Annotated in this window: 19 protein-coding genes; 9 read left to right on the top strand and 10 right to left on the bottom strand. The window is 33.1% G+C overall.

What is annotated here, in order from left to right; translation table 11 throughout:
* Positions 1-48: 48 nt before the first annotated feature.
* Positions 49-1,629 (bottom strand): acyl-CoA synthetase MbcS, encoded by a 1,581-nt coding sequence (gene mbcS, locus MHZ36_RS01250; protein ID WP_239229093.1) that lies wholly within the window; start codon positions 1,627-1,629, stop codon positions 49-51.
* A 305-nt stretch (positions 1,630-1,934) separates the two neighbouring features.
* On the opposite strand from mbcS, the gene MHZ36_RS01245 reads away from it, so the two are divergent.
* The 3 genes from MHZ36_RS01245 (at position 1,935) to MHZ36_RS01235 (ending at position 6,326) form a co-directional block, all read left to right on the top strand.
* On the top strand, positions 1,935-3,338 hold the full coding sequence (locus MHZ36_RS01245; RefSeq protein WP_239229092.1) for an MDR family MFS transporter: 1,404 nt from the start codon (positions 1,935-1,937) through the stop codon (positions 3,336-3,338).
* 905 nt (positions 3,339-4,243) lie between these two features.
* Positions 4,244-5,302, top strand: coding sequence for an AEC family transporter (locus MHZ36_RS14365; RefSeq protein WP_239229091.1), 1,059 nt, complete (start codon positions 4,244-4,246; stop codon positions 5,300-5,302).
* A gap of 28 nt (positions 5,303-5,330) precedes the next feature.
* Positions 5,331-6,326: an NAD(P)-dependent oxidoreductase gene (locus MHZ36_RS01235; RefSeq protein ID WP_239229090.1), complete on the top strand. Its 996-nt coding sequence runs from the start codon at positions 5,331-5,333 to the stop codon at positions 6,324-6,326.
* A 258-nt stretch (positions 6,327-6,584) separates the two neighbouring features.
* Here MHZ36_RS01235 and MHZ36_RS01230 read toward each other — a convergent pair whose 3' ends face one another.
* Positions 6,585-7,778, bottom strand: coding sequence for an amidohydrolase (locus MHZ36_RS01230; RefSeq protein ID WP_239229088.1), 1,194 nt, complete (start codon positions 7,776-7,778; stop codon positions 6,585-6,587).
* A gap of 182 nt (positions 7,779-7,960) precedes the next feature.
* Entirely contained in the window at positions 7,961-9,157 is a 1,197-nt protein-coding gene (locus tag MHZ36_RS01225) for an MFS transporter (RefSeq protein WP_239229087.1), read from the bottom strand.
* A gap of 120 nt (positions 9,158-9,277) precedes the next feature.
* Between MHZ36_RS01225 and MHZ36_RS01220 the strand changes: the two genes are divergently transcribed.
* A complete protein-coding gene (locus MHZ36_RS01220) occupies positions 9,278-9,652 on the top strand; it encodes a winged helix-turn-helix transcriptional regulator (RefSeq protein WP_239229085.1) in 375 nt (124 codons plus the stop codon).
* 101 nt (positions 9,653-9,753) lie between these two features.
* Here MHZ36_RS01220 and MHZ36_RS01215 read toward each other — a convergent pair whose 3' ends face one another.
* Together MHZ36_RS01215 and MHZ36_RS01210 are read right to left on the bottom strand one after the other, a co-directional pair.
* Entirely contained in the window at positions 9,754-10,530 is a 777-nt protein-coding gene (locus MHZ36_RS01215) for a PhzF family phenazine biosynthesis protein (protein ID WP_239229083.1), read from the bottom strand.
* 213 nt (positions 10,531-10,743) lie between these two features.
* The gene (locus MHZ36_RS01210; protein ID WP_239229081.1) at positions 10,744-11,088 is read right to left on the bottom strand and encodes a VOC family protein; all 345 of its coding nucleotides are present in this window, start codon (positions 11,086-11,088) and stop codon (positions 10,744-10,746) included.
* Between the two features lie 184 nt (positions 11,089-11,272).
* Between MHZ36_RS01210 and bioD the strand changes: the two genes are divergently transcribed.
* The 4 genes from bioD to MHZ36_RS01190 are packed head-to-tail and all read left to right on the top strand — an operon-like array spanning position 11,273 to position 15,141.
* The gene (gene bioD, locus MHZ36_RS01205; RefSeq protein ID WP_343237189.1) at positions 11,273-11,947 is read left to right on the top strand and encodes a dethiobiotin synthase; all 675 of its coding nucleotides are present in this window, start codon (positions 11,273-11,275) and stop codon (positions 11,945-11,947) included.
* A complete protein-coding gene (bioA, locus tag MHZ36_RS01200) occupies positions 11,937-13,286 on the top strand; it encodes an adenosylmethionine--8-amino-7-oxononanoate transaminase (RefSeq protein WP_239229079.1) in 1,350 nt (449 codons plus the stop codon). Before bioD ends, bioA begins: the two co-directional genes overlap by 11 nt.
* Before the next feature lie 34 nt (positions 13,287-13,320).
* Positions 13,321-14,454 carry an aminotransferase class I/II-fold pyridoxal phosphate-dependent enzyme gene (locus tag MHZ36_RS01195; protein WP_239229076.1) on the top strand — a complete coding sequence of 378 codons (1,134 nt, stop codon included), beginning with the start codon at positions 13,321-13,323 and terminating at the stop codon, positions 14,452-14,454.
* A gap of 3 nt (positions 14,455-14,457) precedes the next feature.
* Positions 14,458-15,141: a 6-carboxyhexanoate--CoA ligase gene (locus MHZ36_RS01190; RefSeq protein ID WP_239229074.1), complete on the top strand. Its 684-nt coding sequence runs from the start codon at positions 14,458-14,460 to the stop codon at positions 15,139-15,141.
* A gap of 123 nt (positions 15,142-15,264) precedes the next feature.
* Here MHZ36_RS01190 and MHZ36_RS01185 read toward each other — a convergent pair whose 3' ends face one another.
* Both MHZ36_RS01185 and MHZ36_RS01180 read right to left on the bottom strand, forming a co-directional pair.
* The gene (locus MHZ36_RS01185; RefSeq protein ID WP_239229073.1) at positions 15,265-16,635 is read right to left on the bottom strand and encodes an LLM class flavin-dependent oxidoreductase; all 1,371 of its coding nucleotides are present in this window, start codon (positions 16,633-16,635) and stop codon (positions 15,265-15,267) included.
* 85 nt (positions 16,636-16,720) lie between these two features.
* Positions 16,721-18,271, bottom strand: coding sequence for a BCCT family transporter (locus tag MHZ36_RS01180; RefSeq protein ID WP_239229072.1), 1,551 nt, complete (start codon positions 18,269-18,271; stop codon positions 16,721-16,723).
* Positions 18,272-18,646: 375 nt separating this feature from the next.
* Here MHZ36_RS01180 and MHZ36_RS01175 point away from each other — a divergent pair, with 375 nt between their 5' ends.
* On the top strand, positions 18,647-20,017 hold the full coding sequence (locus MHZ36_RS01175; RefSeq protein WP_239229071.1) for an amino acid permease: 1,371 nt from the start codon (positions 18,647-18,649) through the stop codon (positions 20,015-20,017).
* 100 nt (positions 20,018-20,117) lie between these two features.
* Here the strand turns inward: MHZ36_RS01175 and glcP are convergent, their stop codons facing one another.
* The 3 genes from glcP to add form a co-directional block, all read right to left on the bottom strand.
* Positions 20,118-21,473 carry a glucose transporter GlcP gene (gene glcP, locus MHZ36_RS01170; protein WP_239229070.1) on the bottom strand — a complete coding sequence of 452 codons (1,356 nt, stop codon included), beginning with the start codon at positions 21,471-21,473 and terminating at the stop codon, positions 20,118-20,120.
* A 322-nt stretch (positions 21,474-21,795) separates the two neighbouring features.
* On the bottom strand, positions 21,796-22,404 hold the full coding sequence (locus MHZ36_RS01165) for a phosphatase PAP2 family protein (protein ID WP_239229069.1): 609 nt from the start codon (positions 22,402-22,404) through the stop codon (positions 21,796-21,798).
* 371 nt (positions 22,405-22,775) lie between these two features.
* The gene (add, locus tag MHZ36_RS01160; protein ID WP_239229068.1) at positions 22,776-23,759 is read right to left on the bottom strand and encodes an adenosine deaminase; all 984 of its coding nucleotides are present in this window, start codon (positions 23,757-23,759) and stop codon (positions 22,776-22,778) included.
* Positions 23,760-24,004: the final 245 nt, after the last annotated feature.

Below are 24,004 nucleotides of genomic sequence, written 5' to 3'. Positions count from 1 at the left end.
AAATAAAAACTGCATGCCGATTGATTCATCGACATGCAGTTTTTTTATTTATTTTAAGTGTTTTTCTTTTTCTGCTTCTCTTAATTCTACGCGACGTATTTTACCAGAATTGGTTTTTGGTAAGTCATCCACAAATTCAATCGCTCTTGGATATTTATACGGTGCTACGTCCTGTTTAACGAAATTTTGTAACGCTTTTGTTGTAGCTTCATCACCTGACACGCCATCTTGAAGAATAACAAACGCTTTAACGATGTTTCCTCTGATTTCGTGCGGACTTGCTACAACAGCACACTCTTTAACTGAAGGATGTTTAGTTAAAGAATCTTCTACTTCAAACGGCCCTATCGTATAACCAGAGCTGATAATAATATCATCTCTTCTACCTTCAAACCAGAAATAACCGTCCTCATCAATTTTAGCTAAATCGCCTGTAATAAAGTAGTCACCTATAACTGGATCTTTAGTACGTTCTGGATCTTTATAATATCCTTTAAATAAGGCTGGTAAGTCTACCGGAACTGCAATATTACCTATTTCTCCAACTGCAGCTAAATTCCCATCATCATCTACGACAGTAGCATGACTACCAGGAATCGCTTTACCCATTGAACCTGGTTTTGCTTCAGTATCCTTTAAGAAACCAATTAGTAATGTACTTTCTGTTTGACCATAACCATCTCTTACTTTAAGACTAAAGTTTTCTTGAAATTTATCTACAACTTCTTTATTCAATGGCTCTCCAGCAGATACCGCACTGTGTAAATGCTCTAAATTATAATCTATAAGATTTGGTAATTTTGCCATTAGGCGATATTCAGTAGGTGTACAACATAAAACATTAATCTTATAGTCCTGTAATAGTTGTAAATATTTTTCTGCATTAAACTTACCATTGTATACAAATGCAGTAGCCCCAGATCCCATTATAGATAAAAATGGACTCCAGACCCATTTTTGCCAACCCGGTGCCGCAGTTGCCCAAACGATATCATCGTCCGATATGCTTAGCCAATGCTTTGGTGCCATCTGCATATGCGCATAACCCCATCCATGTGAATGAACTACAGCTTTAGGATTTCCAGTCGTACCAGAAGTATATGAAAGCAAAGCGACATCGTCTCGTGTTGTTGTTTCACTTGTTAACGAGTCACTAGCACTAATTTTTTCATCATCTAATGACGTCCAGTCAGACTGTTGACCCCCGACAATAAATTTAGTCAGTTGATGATATACATCAATATCAGTAAATTCACTTGTACGTTCCGCCATCACTACAACTGCTTTAACTTCACCATGTGTAATTCTATATTGTAAGTCTTTTGTACGTAACATTTCTGAACTAGGAATAATCACAATACCTAATTTAAGTGCCGCCAAATATATTTCATATGTTTCAATACATCTTGGCATCATCACTAAGATTTTGTCCCCTTTTTTCAAGCCGTAACTCGAAAAAACATTACCTACCTTATTCGCATTATTTATTAAATTATGATACGTAATTTCTTGTTTTTCTCCGGATGCCTCTTCAAAAATAATCGCCCTCTTCGACTGATCTACTGCATATTTTTCTATCTCACTTACGATATTGTACTGCTCTGGTGCGATTAAGTCTTTTTTATCCATTGCTTACTCTCCTTAAATCTAACGCAAATTTCAATTTTTAAGAATTATAGATTGCGTCATTCGTTATAAACGACATTATATTATTTAAATCTATTCCTTATAATTTTAATTTTAAATACTGAATATGTAAAAGGATACGATTTAATTTCAGAATTTTAACATAATATTTTTTACTAACAAAATTTATAATTAAATAAAATAGTCAGAATTTTATTACAGTAATAATAAAACAGATAACTTTGTTATTCAATACAACCGTGATATAATATTATAATGTCAATTTTTATAAGAAAGAAGTGATCTTAGTGACAGAAGCAGGAACGTTTCATGTCGAAAAAAGAATCCCATTATTTATAGTACTTCTATCAGGTGCATTTATCACCATACTTAACCAAACATTACTTGGTACAGCACTACCACCAATAATGAAAGATTTACAAGTATCCGAAAGTACAGTTCAATGGTTACAATCCATATTTATGCTTGTAAATGGTATTATGATACCAGTTACAGCTTTCTTAATCGAAAGGTTTACATCTCGGCAATTATTTTTAACCGCTATGATTATATTTGCTTCAGGTACACTACTCTGTGCAGTCGGACCTGAATTTACTACATTACTTATCGGCCGTGTATTACAAGCTGCAGGTGCAGGTATTATGATGCCACTAATGCAGACAATTTTATTTTTACTCTTCCCAGTTGAAAAACGTGGTACTGCCATGGGACTTTTCGGTTTAGTTATCGCATTCGCACCAGCGATTGGTCCTACACTTTCAGGCGTATTAGTAGAACACCTATCTTGGAGAAGCGTCTTTTACGTTGTGCTTCCTATAGCTATTATTATCATCATCACATCTTATTTCCTATTAAAGAATGTCACAGAAACAACACAACCAAAACTAGATATTCCATCAGTCATTTTGTCTACACTAGGATTTGGCGGACTACTTTATAGCTTTAGTTCTGTCGGAGAAGCAGGTTGGGCAAGTATTCAATTCTTAGCACCACTTATCGTCGGAATCATTGCTTTAATCGTATTTATTCGTCGACAACTAAAACTTAAAGAACCTATGCTTGAGTTTAGAGTATTTAACTATAGTATTTATACACTAGGTACTGTATTAAGTATGTTCGTATTTGGCGTATTAATAGCAACTAATATTATATTGCCACTTTATATGCAAAACATGTTACAATTTTCAGCTTTAGAATCGGGTCTTGTTTTACTACCAGGTGCAATTTTAATGGGAATAATGAACCCTGTTACTGGCTATCTATTTGATAGATTCGGTGGAAAATGGTTAGCTCGTCTAGGCTTAATTGTATTAGTTGGTTCAACAATTCCATTTACTATGTTAACAGCACATACAAGTTTCACATATTTAGCTATCGGTAACGCTTTACGTATGTTATCTATTTCCATGGTAATGATGCCAATGACAACATTAGCCATCAATCAGTTACCAAATAATTTAATCGCGCACGGTACTGCAATGAACAATACATTTAGACAAATGGCTGGCGCAATTGGTACTGCTGTATTTGTTACATTAATGTCAGTTACATCTATACCAAAAGAAGGTATTACTGGTATTATTCACGGAGTGAACGTAACATTTACTGTTGCTGCTGCGATTTCAGTAATCGCATTGATATTGTCGTTTAGATTATCTGATCAAACTAAACCTTCTCGTAGAACAATTTAATTTACATTTTTTAGTATTTTACTTTTGTGTTGAGGATTAATTAACATTTAAATTAAAATGACGTAGGTTTCATATCACTGAATTGGACAATTCTTAAAGGAACTATTTTTTCAATGCAGTGATTTACTACGACCTATACGAAACCGAGTATAAGACATAATGTTCTTATACAAAGGAAAAAGGCAATTTCTATTGAAATAATATAGAAATTGCCTTTTTCATTATTGCTTTGATTTATGAATACCACGTATGTTGGCGAGACTCTTGAGGGAACAGGACAAGCTGAAGACTACAGGCTGAAGCTGTCCCCTAGGAAAGCGGGCTAACAATACAAGTATTGAATAAAAAGACTATAGATGAAGTATTGTATATTTGACGATTTGCATTATAGATTTTATATTCCAATAAAAATTAAAATGCAGATTGTAATGCACTTTTTCATGTGTAAAACCATCATTGTTTGAACCATATGTTGTCGAGACTCCTGAAGGAACAAGACAAGCTGAAGACTACAGGCTGAAGCTGTCCCCTAGGAAAGCGAGCCAACAATACAAGTATTGAATAAATGAAGCACTCAGATAAATTGATTTAATTCATCTGAGTGCTATTTTTCTGGATTTTATGCTCTAGACTCACCTTTATTTTATATTACTGTTATTCACTAACAACTTCTTCTCTAACCCTATTCTGTAAGCAATCAATACCTATCCAAGCCCCAATAAATTCATATTCTTTATTCATTCTAACTTATGTAAAAATATTGATTTTTTGAGTTTAACTATGATTGTGTGGCATCATTATAATTTTTGTGATTTAATTCACAAATTTTACATAATATTTCACTCAAAATCCAATTTATGTATTTTATAATATATAAATAAAATATTATAAATGGAGGATTAAATGTGGATTTTGTAAATATAGTTGTAAATACATTTACCGACAAAGGCTTTCTCAGTGCCATAGCATCAACTGTCTTAATTATTTTGCTTGGCTACTTTTGTAGAAAAAAAGAAATATTCAATGCACAAGCAGCCAAAATACTATCAAAAGTTGTGCTGACTGTAGCACTACCTGCGCTCGCATTTTCTGCTTTTATGACCGACCTAAATCAAAAACATTTAACACAAGGTATTAATGTTTTGATTTGGGGGATTTTAATGTATATCTGTTTAATTATATTAATCAAACCCTTTTATGCGAAATATAGTGGAGATAAAAAGACAACTTTAGAAATCTTATCTGTCTTTAGTTCAACAACTTTTTTCGGCATTCCTATAATCAGTGCAATGTTAGGTCCTATCGGTGTAATTTATGCCAACATTTTCAATATTGGTTATAGAATATTTTTATATTCCTATGCTTATATTAAAATGAGTGGTCTAAAAATGGAGCTTAAAAACCTCAAAACAATGTTTTTAAACCCAATTGTTATCGCGACATTTTTAGGGTTACTAATCTGGTTAGTTCAAGACTTAACACCACATATCACAGTACTAAATAGCCAAAAAGGTAATCCAATATCTGTTTCAATTTTCCGTATTGACCAAACACTTCCTTGGATTTATGCACCAATACTCTTTTTATCTAAGCTAGCTTCACCACTTGCTTGGCTATCTATTGGTGCCACTTTAGCTGAAATTAATTTTAATGAAGCTGCTAAAAATAAAACAACTTGGTATTATGCAGGTATTAAAACAATCATCGTACCATTAATAAATCTACTTATTTTTATTATCACTACATTGACTGGCATCCTAGTATTCGATATGAACGCAGTAACAACAATGATTGTAATGATGGCAACACCGGCTGCTACCGTAGCAGTAGCTTATGCAATCAGCTTTGACAAAGAAGCAGTACTTGCATCCAATGCATCATTATTATCAACGATTGCCGCAGTATTTGTTATTCCAAGTTGGTTAGTTATATTAAAAATAATTGGTAATCTTGGCATTTTTTAATATCACATCTTAGAAAGTAGGTTATCTTATGTTTAAAATTATTTGTTTCGGAGTAAGACCACATGAAATTGAAATTTTTAATCACTTCAATACTTATCAATTCGAGTTAACATTGGTGGAATCCCTACTCACAACTGACAATATTACATTAGTTGATGGACATGATGCAGTACTACTAAGAGCAAATTGCCATGCAACAGAAACAAATTTGAAGTATATGAAGGCACAAGGCATTCATTATGTTTTCACAAGAACAGTGGGCACATCACATATAGATTTAGACGCTGCAACATCACTTGGTATTAAGGTTGCAAATGTTCCTAGCTATTCACCGAATGCAATTGCAGAACTATCACTTACATTAGCGTTAAACTTACTCCGCAATATTCCATTTACGACAAGTAGGACACATCAACTTGATTTTAGGGTTGATAGCAAAATGTTTAGCAAAGAAGTGAGAAATTGTACTGTAGGTATAATCGGAACCGGAAAGATTGGTTATACTGAGGCAACATTATTTAAGGGCTTAGGTGCTAAAGTATTAGGCTATGATCTTTATCCAAATGATGCATGTAAAGATACATTAGACTACGTAACTTTGGACGAATTACTTAATCAAAGTGATATCGTTAGTATCCATGTTCCTCATATTCCTGGAGAAAATGATGGTATGATTAATCAATCTTTCTTAGAGAAAATGAAATCCGATGCTATTTTGATTAATACTGCACGAGGTGAACTACAAAATAACCATGATATTGTCACTGCTTTAGAGCAAAATAAGATTGCTGGTTTTGCAACAGATGTATTGCCAAATGAGCAAGGTGTCTTCTTTAAACAATTTGATGCATGGTCACCTATAGTAGATAAAGATGTTCAATCATTACTCAATATGTATCCTAGAGTACTTATTACACCGCATATTGGTTCCAATACAGACGAAGCTGTTTCCAATATGGTTGAGACGAGCTTTAAGAACTTTGATGATGTACTTAAAACAGGTAAATCGCTTAACTTGTTATAGTTAAAATGTGTTTATGAACAAGTCAAAGATATGAAAATTTAACTTTTCTATCTTAATAAGCATATTGTATCGACTTTGTAACATGCTAACGCTCGACGTAGTATAAGTGAGTGATTACCCACTAAATAAGCATGCACCTTCAAATCGTAAAATTTTAAATATAAAAAGAGCTAATCTATTGAGATTAGCTCTTTTATTTTCAGAATGGAGATTTATGTCCCATTCTCTGGTTTTTTCCTTATATATTTATAAACTAGATTAATCAGCTGACAAACGATTGATAGCAATTTCCCCTAATGATTTTGCAGCAACAATAAGTGCATCTTCATTAACTTCAAATTTAGGATGATGGTTCATATACGGTGTTTCTACAGCCTCTGGTTTACATCCTACTATATAGAATGTACCTGGAATCTCTTTTAAATAGTAAGCGAAATCTTCCGAACCAGTAACCGGTGGAATTTCAACTAAGTGTTCATAATAATCGCCCTTACTCTCACTCAAGATATCAGCTACATTTTGTGTATGTTCTGGATGATTATACAATACTGGGTAACCAAATTGATAATCTAAATCATAAGTAACATCAAACCCAACTGCTACACTTTGAGCAACTTTATCAATTTCTTGATACATAAATTGCTCCAAATTATCATTCAAGTATCTTGCTGTCCCTTTAATCGTCACAGTATCTTGAATCACATTTGCTCCGCCGGGTGCTTCGAATGCACCAATTGTAATAACACCCATTTCTAGTGGATCAATTCTTCTCGATACAATTGTTTGAATCGTATTCACAAAGTTTGTTCCAGCTACTAATGCGTCATGTGTTTTGTGTGGACTTGCAGCATGGCCACCGAGTCCTTTAATTTTCAATGTGAAAGTAGAACTTCCTGAAAATGCATTACCTTTATTATATGCAATAACATTTGGTCCAATAATTGGTGCAACGTGAATTCCATATATTTCATCGACATCTTTTAAGGCACCTGATTCTACAATTTGTTGCGCGCCACCTGGAGGCATCTCTTCAGCATGTTGATGAATAATTTTAACTGTACCGGAAAGTTGTTCTTTAATTTCAAGTAGCGAATCAGCTAAACCTAATAAATATGCAGTATGTGCATCATGCCCACATGCATGCATTACGCCTTCATTTAAAGATTTGAATTCTACTTCTGCTTCTTCTGTAATTGGTAATGCATCAAAATCTGCACGTAGTCCAATTGTCTTTCCTGGCTTATTCCCCTTAATTTCAATGATAACCGCATTGCTACCTTCTACAGGTTGCGTTACAGTTACATCTTTCCCTTTATAGAAATCTTTGATATATTGTGCCGTTTGCTCCTCTTGGAAAGATAACTCAGGGTGTTGATGCAAATAACGTCTGTGTTTGATCATTTCACTTTCTTTTTTCTCTAACTTTTCAAACAATGCATCTTTTAAATTCATAAACATTCACTTCTCTCAATTATTTTTAAAATTATATGACCCACATACAATTTTAAAATGTTTTTAATACTAATTCAAAGAATATAAATTGATTGATGTGAATTGACTTTTTTGAAATAAAATTACTCTTAAAATAATGTAATTTTCTCATAAACAATTAATATACCATGTTGTTTATTTTCCTATTCAGTACAAGTATCGCCAAGTAATGCTTGTTCAGTTGTTTCCTTTTTATACGTTAAGAACATCATCATACTCGCAAGAATAACCATGATAAAACCGAAATATGGTGTCATTGTAAGTGAAAAATGGTTTAATACAAATCCACCAATGACCGATCCTAAAGTGATACCAATATTAAAGGCCGCAATATTTAAACTTGATGCAAAGTTAACTGTAGATTTTTGTTTTCTTTCTGCAAATAATACAACAATAAGCTGTAATCCTGGAACATTCATAAAGGCAAATAATCCCATCAATAACACTGCAATTGTACCGATAAGCTGGTGTGTCACTGTAATACCAACAAATAATAGTACGATAGCTTGAATTGTAAAGATAGCTACTAGTACTTTTGTCGGTTGATGGTTTGTTAATTTTCCACCTAAAGTGTTCCCAATTGCAACCATAACCCCATAAACAATCAGTAATATAACTACGGCGTTGTCACTATAGTGCATTACATCTGTCAAAATAGTAGTAAGATACGTGTACACAACAAATGTACCACCATAACCTAATGCAGTAATTAAATAAATCATCATTAATGATTTATTCTTGAATACTTTCAATTGTTCAACAATTGGTGCTTGATCATATTCATTTAAATCTTTTGGTACAACTAACCAGTTTCCTATAAGACTAATTAAACCGATAACCGCAATTGCCACGAAGGACATTTCCCAACCAAATTGTTGACCAATCCAAGTACCTAATGGCACACCTGTTATTGTAGCAACTGTTAATCCAGTAAACATCATTGCAATTGCACTTGAACGTTTATCTGGTGTAACTAAATCACTTGCAATTGCAGTAGCAATAGACATAAACACGCCATGCATAAGTGCTGACAAGATACGCATAGCCAATAACATACTAAATGTTACAGATACTGCAGCTAAAGCATTGGCAATAATAAATATCAACATAATACCTAATAGCAAGTGTTTACGTTTCATCTTATTTGTCAATGGTGTAAGCACCGGTGCGCCTATCGTAACTCCTATCGCATATAGTGATACTGTTAATCCTGCCATTGAAATACTTGTGTTAAATGATGCTTTAATTAGTGGTAACAAGCCTACACTAATAAATTCTGTCATACCAATCGCAAAGGCTGACATAGCTAATGCAAAAATAGCAAATTTATTATTATTCATAATTTTTATGACTCCTTCTTTTTTATTATATGTGTTAATATAAACTACACATACACAAAGAGGAAGTACGCACTTAAAAGTGCTATAGGTACTTTTTAGTTCCTATAAGGAGGAGAAAATATGAGTAAAACTTATAATATCGGTGTAGAAGCTACAATAGATGTTATCGGAGGTAAATGGAAACCTGTTATTTTATGTCATTTGCAAAACAATGGACTTATGCGCACATCTGCGTTAAAACGTGCAATACCTTCAATTACCCAAAAAATGTTAACACAACAACTTCGCGAATTAGAAAATGACGGCATCATCAATCGTATCGTCTATGATCAAGTGCCACCTAAAGTTGAATATGAGCTATCTGAATATGGTGAGACACTAGGAAAGATTTTATCTTCTCTTTGTTATTGGGGAGAGTTACATGCAGAAAAAATGTACAATCGTGGAGAATCTGTGAAATTAGAACAACAAGATTTTGTAAATATACCTGGATAACCCATGTTAATGTAGCACACATAAATAATTAAAAAGCAGCAATTTTCTCTACGAAAATTGCTGCTTTTTCGTATTACAATTAACCTAGTAATACGAATTATTTAATCAATATATAGTTCACTTATTGCAAACAATGTCGCTTTTCCTGCAAGCGTCAATGTCCCATCTTTATATGTAGCATAAATACTTCCACCACGTGCCGATGCTTGATAAGCGTTAATCGTTTCTTTATTTAATTTTTCAGACCAATAAGGAATAATATGACAATGACCGGAACCACAAACTGGATCTTCATCCACATTTAGCTTGGGCGCAAAGCTTCTAGATACACAGTCATAATCAGTTCCTTCAGCCGTCACTTGTAGTAACAATCCTTCTAATTCAGCTACTTTCTTTAGATCTGGTTTTAAGTCAATAACAGACTTTTCATCATCTAATACACATAGCAAGTCTCGTCCCTTAAAAACTTCACGTGGTCTTATACCAATTGCCGCTTCAATTTCATCTAATTGATTTACACTTTCTAAATCATATGGCGGAAATTCCATCTCATATAGCTCATCATTTCTATTTACTATCAAATCACCACTCATCGTTGTAAACGTTACAGTAGATAATGCGGCATCATAATAATTCATTAACACATAAGCTGTAGCTAACGTAGCATGCCCACATAAATCAATTTCTCCGCCGGGCGTAAACCATCTTAAATGATATTTGTCACCTCTTCTAACTGCAAATGCCGTTTCTGACAAATTGTTCTCTTTGGTAATTGCAAGCATAAGTTCATCACTTAAACTTTCTTCTACTATACAAACGGCAGCTGGATTTCCACCAAAAACATTTTCACTAAATGCATCTACTATATATTGTTTCATCAGCATCCTCCTTTTATTAATCTTTATTTTAGAGAAAGATTAATAAAAAATAAATCTAGCAAAAAATATTAGTCTCACAAACTATAGTCATTACTCCACTGATATTAATGATTATAGTTTACAAAATCTGATTAAAAAGACGTTTCAATTCTAGCAAAACACCTTCCAAAATATGCTAAGTATATCGTTCTATTGATTAAATTAACATCTCGCTTAAAACGCCATAACCTCAACTTTAAATCCTCCTGGTGCCATTACATAAAATGTATAACCATGAGGCGTTTGCTTCGGTGTTGGTGCTTCAAATCCACCTTCTAATAATTTTAAATTAATTTTATCGACTTGTTCTTTCGACTGTTGAGGAAAGCCAATATGAAACGTTTGTGGATACGATACTTTACGCCCTTTCATTAACGTTAGAATAAACCCTTCCCCATCTGTTAGTACCTCTGGATTTCTTCCTTGCTCAGTTTTCATTACTAAACCAAAATATTTAATTAAAAAATCCCTCGATTCCACAATATCATCTACAGTTAAATTAATATGTTTCAATAACATTTTTAATCCCCCTTTATTTTATATAATACTAATTTTATATTAATTTATTTTTCATAACATCCGCGCATCGTATGATTTTTCCTTTCACACAACTCACAAATGTAAACTTATTTTTATTTTAAGTTTACATTTGTGGTAAAAAAGTTTTATGATAGCAATAGACTGTAATCAAAAGAGGTGCAACATGAATATTTTTATAACAGGAACGAACACAGATATTGGTAAAACATATATCACAAAACAATTGTTTACATTATTAGAAAATGATGGGATAAAGGTGTGTATTTTCAAACCTTTTCAAACTGAGGAAAGTGCACCTGGACAATATCCAGATTTAGAAGTCTATAAAACTGAATGCGGTCTTGGGTACGAGGAGACATCACTCTATACTTTTTCAGATCCTGTATCACCTCATCTTGCATTCAAACGTGAGCCACATCAAATATTTAATCGAAATAAGATACTCACTAAATTACAACATTTAGAAAAACACTATGACTACATATTAATAGAAGGCTCTGGTGGTATCGCAGTACCTATTTATGAAAATGACGATAGCTATTATATGACAACCGATTTAATCAATGATACTGCAGATTTCATCGTTAGTGTAGCACCTTCTAAACTAGGTGCAATCAGTGACATAATTGTACATCAATCCTATTTAGAACAATGCGTATTACCTAACAATGTTATTATCATGAACAAATTTAGTCATACAGCAATTGAATTAGACAATAAACAGACAATAGAAAAAATGCTTGCTACAACTGTGTATACTTGCGAAACCAATGTACATAGCATAGTATCTTCAAATCAACTATTAGCAAGATTAAAAGGAGCAAAGTATGATGAATAATAAACAACTTATAAATAAAGATTTGAATTATGTTTGGCATCCATTCACACAAATGGGCGTTTACGGACAATCAACACCTATCATTATAGAAAAGGGACGTGGTAGTTACCTATACGATACAAATGGAAAAAAATATTTAGATGGTTATGCCTCATTATGGGTAAACGTTCATGGACACAATAATAAACAACTCAATCATGCCATTCATCGACAACTTAAAAAGATTGCTCATTCTACCTTGTTGGGTTCTTCCAACATTCCTTCTATTGAACTTGCAGAACAATTAGTTTCCATTACACCACAATCACTGCAAAAAGTATTCTATTCGGATACTGGTAGTGCAGCTGTAGAAATCGCGATTAAAATGGCTTATCAGTATTGGAAAAATTTGAACCAACCCCAATATGCTAATAAATGTAAATTCTTAACATTACAGAACGGTTATCATGGTGACACATTAGGTTCAGTTAGTGTAGGTGGTATTGATACCTTTCATCAAATATTTGAAGATTTAATCTTTGAAAACATTCAAATTACAAGTCCATCATTGTATCAAAGCCAATACAATACAGAAGAAGCAATGTTACATGCCATTCTAGACGAAATCGAATCAACTTTACGTCAACAGGCTGATGAAATTGTTGGGTTTGTCATAGAGCCACTCATACAAGGAGCTACTGGTCTATTTGTCCATCCCCATGGCTTTCTTAAGGGTGTAGAGCAGCTATGCAAAAAATATAATATCTTACTCATATGTGATGAAGTAGCTGTCGGATTTGGTAGAACTGGAAAGATGTTTGCTTGTGAACATGAACAAGTCGAACCAGATATTATGTGTTTAGGCAAAGCCGTTACTGGTGGCTATTTACCTTTAGCCGCAACACTTACCTCCCAACACATATATGATGCATTTTTAAGTGATTCACATGGTGTTAATACATTTTTCCATGGTCATACGTATACAGGAAATCAACTTGTTTGCGCAGTCGCTTTAGAAAATATTGAACTGTATAAAAAAAATCAGGTTATACGTCACATTCAACAAACTTCTAAATTGTTGCATAATGAATTGCATAAACTTGCAACACATAATCATGTTGGTGATATTCGAGGAAGAGGATTAATGTATGGCGTTGAATTAGTAGCTGATAAAGCGTCAAAGCATCCTTTATCTATAGATCAAGTTGAAGCAATTATTGCTGAATGTAAGGCACGTGGTTTAATGATTCGTAACTTAGAAAATGTCGTGACCTTTGTACCTATACTTACGATGTCCAACAAAGAAATTAAAAAAATGGTAAACATTTTCACAAAATCTTTATCAACCATCCTTGATTAAGTTAATAATATTAATATAACCGAACAATAAAAGGGTGATTAAGATTAACTTTGAAGCACGTCTAAATAAATTGAGACAACAACCTACTTTTAGAAGGTTAAACACAGCAGAATATGTTTCTAAGAAATATATTACCATTAACGGAAAAACTTATATCAATTTCACATCGAATGATTATTTAGGATTGGCACAATTACCAATCAACGTAAATCATCTCAATGATTACCTTGCATACTATGGCATTAACTATGCTAGTTCTCGCTTAGTTAGTGGCAATAGTATACTTTATCATGAGCTTGAACGTTTATTCTGCTCATATTACCCATTCGAAGATTGCCTTATTACTAATAGTGGTTATGATGCAAATTTAGCTATATTCAATATATTTAAAGGGCAAGACGTTGTTGTGTTTTCAGATGCTAGAAATCATGCCAGCATTATCGACGGTATTAAATTAAGTGGTTTATCAAAGCAAATTTTCCCACATTTAGACTACGATACATTAGAAGAACAACTCAGCCATTACCCAAACACTACAAAAGTCATTGTCACTGATAGTATTTTTTCAACTCATGGTGACGTAGCTGATTTGCATCGACTTACAACACTAAAAAAACGACACCCTAATACGCAACTTGTTGTGGATCACTCACATGGTCTAGGTTTAGAAATCTATGATAGTTTAGATAACATTGATATTTTAACAGCAAGCTTGTCTAAAGCACTAGGTGCACAAGGCGGAATTATTATGTGCTCTCATATTATCAAACAACTGTTAGTGAATTTAGCTAGGCCTATAATTTATTCAAGTGCACTTCCCTTATACAATTTATATCAAATCAAGCGACATTTACTTTATTTACACGCCCAAACATACCGGGAATCTAAGTTAACTCAATTGAGTATATATTTTAACACCTTGTTTAACTTTAAGATGCCATCTAAATTTAAACCGCCAACTTCTCCAATCAAATATATTGAGTTTGATAACTTTAAAGATGCAGAAGTAATCTATAAAAATTTATTAGCACAAGGCATATTTGCAAGTTATTTTAGGTATCCAACCGTTGAAAAGCCCATATTACGTATCTCATTATCCTATTTTCACAATAAGGATGATATACATCTATTATTACGTGCATTCCATAATTTTAAAAAAGGAGATTAGATTATGTATAGTATTAAGATGCGTTCAAGCCAACAAAACAAGCATATTAGTGGTGCAGAAACCATATGTAACGAAACAGATATCACTGACAAACTACTTCACTTTTTTAACAAAGGGTTTAATCATGAAAACGGCGAAGTAGATTTCTTAAATTTAAAAATTGAAAAAGTTTCACTTCCTTTAATAACTATTGAAAGCTTGCCTTTATATGATAATAATGAAAACATTCGTGATTTAGCGGCACAAGTCCACATTAATGAAGACGTTCTTCAAATAGCAATGTCTTACATCAAAGATAGCAACAGTTATAGTGGTGCAATCGTCTTGTCATCCAATAATGGGCATCGATTAGATGGTTCTGATTTACGAGGTATTCGTGTCACTAATTTCATGTTTGAAAGACACAATCATCATAATGATAGAGTGCAAGACGCTTTAGCAATCTCGGCTTGTATTAATCGTTTTGAAGGTGTCGTTGCTGAGCTTTGCGTTTCTGACGACTTGAATTATACAACTGGTTATTTCGCAACCACATCAACAGGCTATCATCGAATTAAAAACATTAAGCAAAGCAATTCAAGACATGGCGGTAGAATCATATTTGTGGATGATACTATTAATTTAGACGAATATCGTCATTTTTTAGAAACTATTCCTAAAAAAGTTCTCGATAACACGCCATTATAATATCCATCATAAATTTTACACATTGGAAAAAGAGAGCAAATCTATTACAGATTCGCTCTCTTTTTTATGCATGGTGATTTATTCCCCATTCTCATCATACCTTTAGCAAGTGTTAGTTTGTTATTAATTGATTACCTTTTTATTTCTTTGTGCTGGATGTGATTTACTAATATGACTCTGTCCTTTGCCGTATAGATGTTCTCGTAAGGTAGTCCCTTCGTATGAAGTCCTATAAAGTCCTCTTTTTTGCAAAACAGGAATAACTTCATCAATAAGTTCTTCAAATGTGCCTGGACTATATGCTTGCGTTATATTAAATCCAGAGGCACCACCTTCGACTGCCCATGTTTCAAATTGATCAGCCACTTGTTCTTTAGTACCAATAAATATAGCGGCACCATTACCAATACAATGATGCTTCAATGCTTCTTTAAAGGTCCACTTTCTTGTAGTATCTTTTGCATAATAATCTAAATCCACTTGAATAGCATCTGTTTGAATATCTTCCACATAACTATCTGGATCTATGTGTGAAAGATCTATACCCGTATGACCACTTAATAATGTCGCAACGCCTTCATGACTAACATATGACTCTAACACTTTATATTTCTCATAAGCCTCCGCTTCTGTCTTACCCACAATAGGTAATACCATCGGATAGACTCGAACATCACCTTTGCCTCTTCCATATGCTGTTGCCTTCGTTCCTATCTCATCTACAAACTGTTGTAGATCTGCTAATGAGTTATGTTTAGAAAACACTGCTTCTGCATGCTTTGCTGCAAAGGATTTTCCTCTTTCAGATGCACCTGCTTGAAATAATACCGGTGTGCGTTGTGCAGATGGTTCCACAAGATGCGGACCATCAATATCAAAGTATTGTCCATGATATGTCACAGCGTGTACTTTGTTCGGATTTGCGTAAGTGTCTGTGGAAACATCTTGTACTACTGCCCCATCTTCCCAACTCTCTTCCCACAATTTATATGCAACCTCTAGAAATTCATCTGCACGATTATATCGTTCTACCTTTGATAATCGTTCAGGTAAACCTAAATTTACCGCTTCACTTTCTAAATAAGATGTCACAACGTTCCACCCAATACGTCCATCTGTCAGATGATCTAAGGTAGATAATTGACGAGCCAAACTATACGGTTGACTATATGTTGTAGAAATTGTAGGTACAAATCCTATGTGCTGGGTAGCAGCTGCCATAGCTGATACAATGGCAGTTGGCTCATGTGAAGGTAATTGCACGGCATACTTTGCTGCTGTATCAAATGAATTATTATACGTATTGTAAGTACCTAAAACATCTGCAATAAATATTGAATCAAATTTACCTTTTTCTAATGTTTGTGCCAAATTTGTCCAAAAACTTAATTTATTATGCTCAGTTCCTCTATCCTTTTCATGCTTCCATAGCCCCGATGAATAAGGTGATGGAGAATTTTGTACAAATGCATTAAAATGTATTTTTTTAGTCATTATTAAATCCCCTTTCATGCCCATGTATAGGTATAAACTTTCGGAAAATTCAGTATTTTTAAATTAAAAAGTGGCGTATGAGTGACTAGCTTTCAGTTTCTTTAACACGTTCAGATGGTTGATATACTTCTGCTTGAATTGTCTTGGGTTGCTTCTTATGATCTGCACTGAGTACTTTAAAGAACGAAATAAGCATCAAGATAATGATTACTGAAAATGGTAATGCTGTGATAATCATCAAATTTTGTATTGATTGCATCCCTCCTGTATAGAACATAATAATTGCAAATAATGCTAAAATAATGCCCCAACTTACCTTTATTAACCCTGATGGATTAAGAGAACCTTTAGAAGTCAGCATACCTAATACATAAGTTGCCGAATCAGCAGAAGTAATAAAGAATATTGCTACTACAATAATAGTTAAAATACTTAAAATAAATCCAAATGGAAAATGTTCAAGCACAGCAAATGTTGCCGTTTCTGTATTAAATGATGAAATTTTTGCAATGTGGTTGGCCTCTAAATAAAGTGAAGCACCGCCAAAAACCGCAAAGAACACAAAACAAATGAACGCTGGTACAAATAACACACCCAATATAAATTCCTTGATTGTACGCCCTTTTGAGATACGTGCAATAAATATTCCAACAAAAGGAGACCATGCAATCCACCATGCCCAGTAGAACAAAGTCCAATTTTTCATCCATGAAAATCTTTTATCATTTGCATCTAAAGGTAGACTTAAACTCATTTTTAAAAAATTAGCCATGTAGTTCCCTAATGTATTGGTGAACATATTAAGTATGTATAGCGTTGGTCCCACAATAAATACGGCGACCAGTATAATTACTGCTAAAATCATATTGATATTACTCAAATGTTTGATGCCTTTACTAATACCGGACCAAGCTGAAATCGTAAATATTACTGTGGCCATGATAATAATAAAGGTTTGAACAAATAGATTCGATGGCACCTCGAATAAAAAATTCAATCCGTCATTAATTTGAGCTGTTCCAAATCCAAGTGTTGCAGCGACACCAGTTACTGTAGCAATTACAGCTAATATATCACTTACATTTCCTATATAGCCTTGTAACTTGCCCTCTCCTAGCAATGGTTTTAACATCGCACTAACTAAACCAGGATATCCTTTGTAAAAACTGAAATACGCAAAGACAAGTGCAACGATACAATAGACTGCCCAAGCATGGATGCCCCAATGGAAAAAGGAATATTGCAATGCCGATGCTATCGCTCCTTTAGAACCCTCTTTGTGGTCTGGTGAAAGTATAAATGCATCACTCACTGGTTCTGAAGTGGTCCAAAACACTAATCCCATGCCCATACCTGCACAAAATAACATTGAAAACCATGATATTAATGAAAACTCTGGTTCTTCATCTTCTTTACCTAATTTAATATCTCTATAATTTGAAAATAATAAGTATAGACACAATACTAGGAAAATAACGACCAAAATAAGATAATACCAACTAAATTGAACAGAAATATACTGAGTCAAGGCAGTCGTAAAAGTTTCAAATTGCTTCGTGAAAATTGCCCCATATAAAATAAATGCTGTACATATACCAATAGAGCTTAGAAAAACTATGTTATATTTTGTTTTCATAATGCCTCCTTAAGCCATATTAGACAAAGTATCAATCAATTTAAAAATCAATAACTTATTATAATTAGTACTTTGATTTTTATTCCGATATGTTTACTATGTTTTAACGTACGATACACTACTGTATAATCAGTGTCAATTCAATTTTTAATTCTATATTGAAAAAATGAATCATCGTATTAGCGCTAAATATGAATAATCCTATAAAATAGGACTTTTTAGCGAACAAAATAAAACTAATTACATTTTAATCATTATTAATTGATAATAAATTAATTTTATATAATTGCATTAGTTAAAATTTGCAATAAAGTTATTTTTCAAATATTATAGATGATAATTACTTACGTCTTTGAACACAAAGGAGTCATTTTAATGTCAGATCACCTTCAAAGGGGTTTAAGTAATAGACATATTCAGTTAATTGCAATTGGCGGAGCTATTGGTACAGGCTTATTTCTAGGCTCTGGTCAAACAATTTCATTGACTGGATCATCTATTATTTTTACATATTTAATTATTGGTGTAGTTCTATTCATGTTTATGCGGGGACTGGGAGAATTATTACTAAGCAATTCTAGATATAAATCGTTCGTAGATATCGCAAATGACCAACTTGGTCCTTATGCTGGTTTCTTGATTGGTTGGACATACTGGATGAGTTGGATTACTTCAAGTATGTCCGATTTAACAGCTATGGGATCATATGTGAGCTATTGGTCATCAAATATACCAAACTGGCTTACAATTTTATTCATCGTTCTGTTACTGATGGCTTTTAACTCATTAGGTTCTAACTTATTTGGAGAAATCGAATTTTGGTTCTCTATGATTAAAATTGTCACAATCGTCGTATTAATCATTGTCGGTTTAGCATTTATTTTTTTAGGCTTTAAAACTGATCATTCCACTGCTAGTTTCAGTAATTTATATGAAAATGGTGTGTTCACTCATGGTGCATATGGCTTTTTAATGTCATTCCAAATGGCAGTCTATTCATTTATAGGTATCGAGTTAATTGGGGTTACTGCAGGAGAAACAAAAAATCCTCAAGTTTCTATACCTCGTGCTGTTAATAGCGTTCCTATTAGAATATTATTATTTTATGTTGGATCACTAGTCGTTATTATGTCCATAACGCCGTGGAACCATATATCAGCCGATAAAAGTCCGTTTGTACAAGTATTCGCGCTTATTGGGATACCTTTTGCAGCTAGTGCGATCAACTTTGTAGTATTAACTGCTGCCGCTTCTGCTACAAACAGTGGTATTTTTTCAGATAGTAGAATGCTTTATGGTTTAGCACAAGACAAACAAGCACCAGCTTTAATGGGCAAGACTAATAAGCATGGCGTACCACATATAGCGATGTTTATTTCAACCTCTATATTGTTAGTAGCGGTAATGTTAAACTATATTTTTCCGAATACGATGCAACTTTTTATTTATATTACAACAATTTCAACGGTATTGTATTTACTTGTTTGGATTTTGATTATAGTTTCCTATATTAAATACGCCCATACAAATAAAAAAGAACATAAGCAAAATGTGTTCAAATTAAAAGGTGGCTTTATATCAGGTTATACCGTCCTTGCATTTTTCTTTTTTGTTTTCGTTTTATTATTCTTTTCTGACGATACAAGAAAAGCCGTTTATTTCTTACCTATATGGCTCATTGCTACTATATTGATGTACATGCGAGTCAAACGCAAAAAGAACCGAATAATTAAAGACAAGGCCTGAGTATATATTAAAAAATAAAAGCCCTTAAAAGAATTTTTAAAATTCATTTAAGGGCTTTTTTATCTAATATTCTGTGTTCATCAATGTAACAATCACTATTTTATGAAATTTCTGAAGGACTTGCGCCTGAAGTTTTTTTACGTAAATCATATTCTATTTCTTCTAAACTACGTCCACGTGTTTCTGGTAAGTATTTAATTACAAATATCATAGCTAATACACCTATAATTGCAAAGATTAAGAATACCCACTCTGTACTTAACGCTCCGTTTAACACTGGGAAGAGCTGTGCAACCAATAACGTACCAAAATTCAATACTAAAGTTGCCATACCTGTTGCAGCACCTCTTGCTCGCATTGGGAACATTTCTGGCAACATTACCCATAGGATAGGACCCCATGTCATTCCAAAGAATACAATAAACAATGACAAACAAATAATAATTATTATGGCTGAAGATTCAATACCAATTGTCCATATTAAAATTGCCATAATCAACAATGAAGCTATCATTCCAATATTACCAGTGACCAATAATTTCTTACGATCAATTTTATCTGCAATAAATACTGCAATTATAGTAACGATAACATTAATCGTACCTATACCAACCGTACCTAATATAGATGTAGCTTCACCTAATCCTGCTTTACTAAATATCGTTGGTGCATAAAAAATTATGGCATTAATTCCTACTATTTGTTGAAACAATGCAAATACACAACCAATTATTAATGTAGGTCTCAACCATGGTGATTTTAAAATTGCCCAAGTAGATTCAGATACAGCTGAAATCTCTCTCATCTCTTTTATTTCTGTATTAATTTCTTTTTCATTATTAAATGTAATCTTCATTACATCACGTGCTGCTTTTTCACTACGATGTTCTAATAACCATCTTGGACTTTCCGGCATAAATGCTATACCTACTAATAAGATAACAGAAGGTACTACAGCTAACCCTAACATCCATCTCCAACCTTCTATATCGGAAAATGCAAAATTCACAAGATACGCTGCTAATATACCAATCGTAATCATCAATTGGTTTAACGAACCCAAAGAACCACGGTATTCTGTAGGTGCCATTTCTGACAAGTATACTGGAACCGTCGCCATTGAACCACCTACTGCTAAACCAATAATCAATCTACCTAATACTAAAACAGGCATATTAGGTGTAAATGCCATAATTAAAGATCCTATAATATAAACAATTGCAATAATTAATACAAGTCGTCGTCGTCCGATTTTATCGGATAAGGGACCACTACTACCTGCACCAATAATCGCACCTACTAACATAGATGCTACTACTAGCCCCTCTGTAAAACTATTCAATGGAATATCATCATGTATAAATAGTAACGCACCAGAAATGACACCGTTATCATATCCATACAATAAACCACCGAGTGCCCCCAATATAAATATTAAACTTTTATTTACTTTCACTTTATTACAACCCCTTCAAATTTATTATTTTATTATAATCTTATTTTGAAAGCGTTTCAAACAAAAATTTACTTATATTCCATTTAAATTAGAAATTTAACTTTATAAACATTAGTAACTAATATAGTTTAATGTAATCGTGTATATTTTATTTATCAGAAATTAAATATAATAGCACCTCCGTAAAATTCAATTGACTATGAATTCAACGAATATGCTATTAATTTACTGATACAAATAGATATAAATTCAAAAAAATTCTCCATCATAGCTAATTAAATAACTATGATGGAGAGGTTTTTACATTTTAGTATCAACTTAGTTAATTTTGTTGTAGTCGCTCTTTAAAATACTTACTTTGAAACCGCACATCACTCTTACGTGCGATTTGCAATGCTTGAACCATCGCCCACAATACAAACAGACTACCCATAGTATCTGTAAAATAATGTGCTTGTAAATAAATTCTAGATATCATAATAGAAATAACCAATACCAGACTTAACACATATAGTATACTGTTACGCTTCAACAATAATACAAGTACAACCAACAAACAGACACTTAGTACATGCATACTTGGGAAGCTGTACCCATCAAAGGATGCACTCGGTCTTGGGCGTTGGATAATGTTTTTCAAAAATGTGCCAATGAGTAGTACACAGAAGCACCAAAATCCATACCACCAAAATTTGAATTTATTAACAAAAAATAAGATAGCTAAAATAAGTAGTATCAAAATCAAACAATTGAATGGCGAAAAAACATCCGAAATGATTTTCAGATAACGTTCTACTACATTACTACTCAATGATTGATGTAACCATTGATACACTGCTGTATCAACATTATTTGTTAAATTTAGATGTATACATATCATTAAGATAAGTAAGCACACACTTGGCGGTAATATTTTCCAATAATTTTGCATGTATTTCTTTTCCCTTCTACGCTTAAGTTGTCATTTTAGAGATACGATGCGCCATTGCATGCCAAACAATAAAATGAAACATCCACTGTCTATCTAAATAAATGACATGATTTCCATTTTTTGTGCCTAGACAGTTTCTATAATATAACGCTTAATTTATAGTAAAACAGAATATTACCCCGACCTCAATCGTACTTTAGGACTACCTAAAACGCAGATGTATGAACATACAATATATGAATAAATATTCGTTTTATATACAAATGCAACCTATGAACATTTTGTATTTTTATGCCTTTTTTGCATAAAAAAACCCTCGTGTTCTCTTTCGAGTCTCGAGAGTTAAATATAATGCTAAAATTTTCGCTAAGTTACGAATTTGATAGCTTATTTTTTAATACTTGTTGCTCTTCATCAGAAATAAATGTATATTCTACAGCCTTTTGATTAATCATTTTTATTTGTTGAATATTGATCAAATCATGCTCTACTAATAACTCATATTCAGCATTCAAACTCGTTTGCGTAACCGTACGATTATCTGTATTGATTAGAAACGGTATGTCTTGTTCCAGTAAATAGGTCATATTCAATTCAGATAAATCTTGTATAGCCTTCGTTTGAATATTACTTTTAGGGCATATTTCTAACAGTATATTTTGCTTTTTCACTTCTTGTAACACTGCTTCATCCTGATTAATTGCGACACCATGACCGATGCGTTTTGCACCCATTCTTATTGATTCCACCACATTTTGCACACAACCACATTCACCTGCATGCAAAGTTAAATTAAAACCTTTATCGACACCATACTGTATTTGTGACTCAATTTTTGTGGGAGGAAAAGGTGCTTCCGGACCAGCAAAATCAATACCACAGACAAATTGACTATCACGTTGTTGTAAATAGTCAAATAATGTCGCATTTATTTCTGCTTCTTGTTGACGCATGGCACAAACCAATATATTCACTTTAACATCAGTTAAAGCAATAGCTGAGTCCACGCCCTCTTCTATTGCTTCAAAGATTTCTGTTAAATTCAAACCTTTATCCATATGAAAGAAAGGTGCAAATCGAATTTCTATGTATTTCACATTGTCACGGTCTGCTTGTTGCGTCACGTCTATGACCGCTCTTTTCAAACTATCTTTCGTTTGTAATACCTTAAGTATTTCATCAAAGCATTGTAAATATTCGTTCAAACTTTCGCAAGATTCGCTGACAATCAAATTATCTTCATTGAGTACAATCTGCTGTTCAAATGCGAGTTGCTTAATCAAGTCACGACTTACTGAACCATCTAAATGGCAATGCAGTTCTATTTTAGGTACGTCTTGAATGCACTTTTTCATCTTCATAACCTTCCTTACTTGAAAGCCATCATTTATTATAATCACTTATCATAATGAGTGAAACTTCTTCAAAATTCATTGATACACTATAACATTTTGAAAAAATAATTTCTATATAAATGATAATTCATTATATTTTTGCAATATCACTAACTCAATATAGCATTTGTGATGTCACTATCAAAGTGCAAAGTGCAATCAAAGCGACCGCGCATAATATTACAATAATCCGTAATTCCCTGAGA

The organism is Staphylococcus sp. ACRSN (assembly GCF_022346615.1).
Taxonomy (GTDB): domain Bacteria; phylum Bacillota; class Bacilli; order Staphylococcales; family Staphylococcaceae; genus Staphylococcus.
This window is presented reverse-complemented; position numbering and strand designations above follow the sequence as displayed.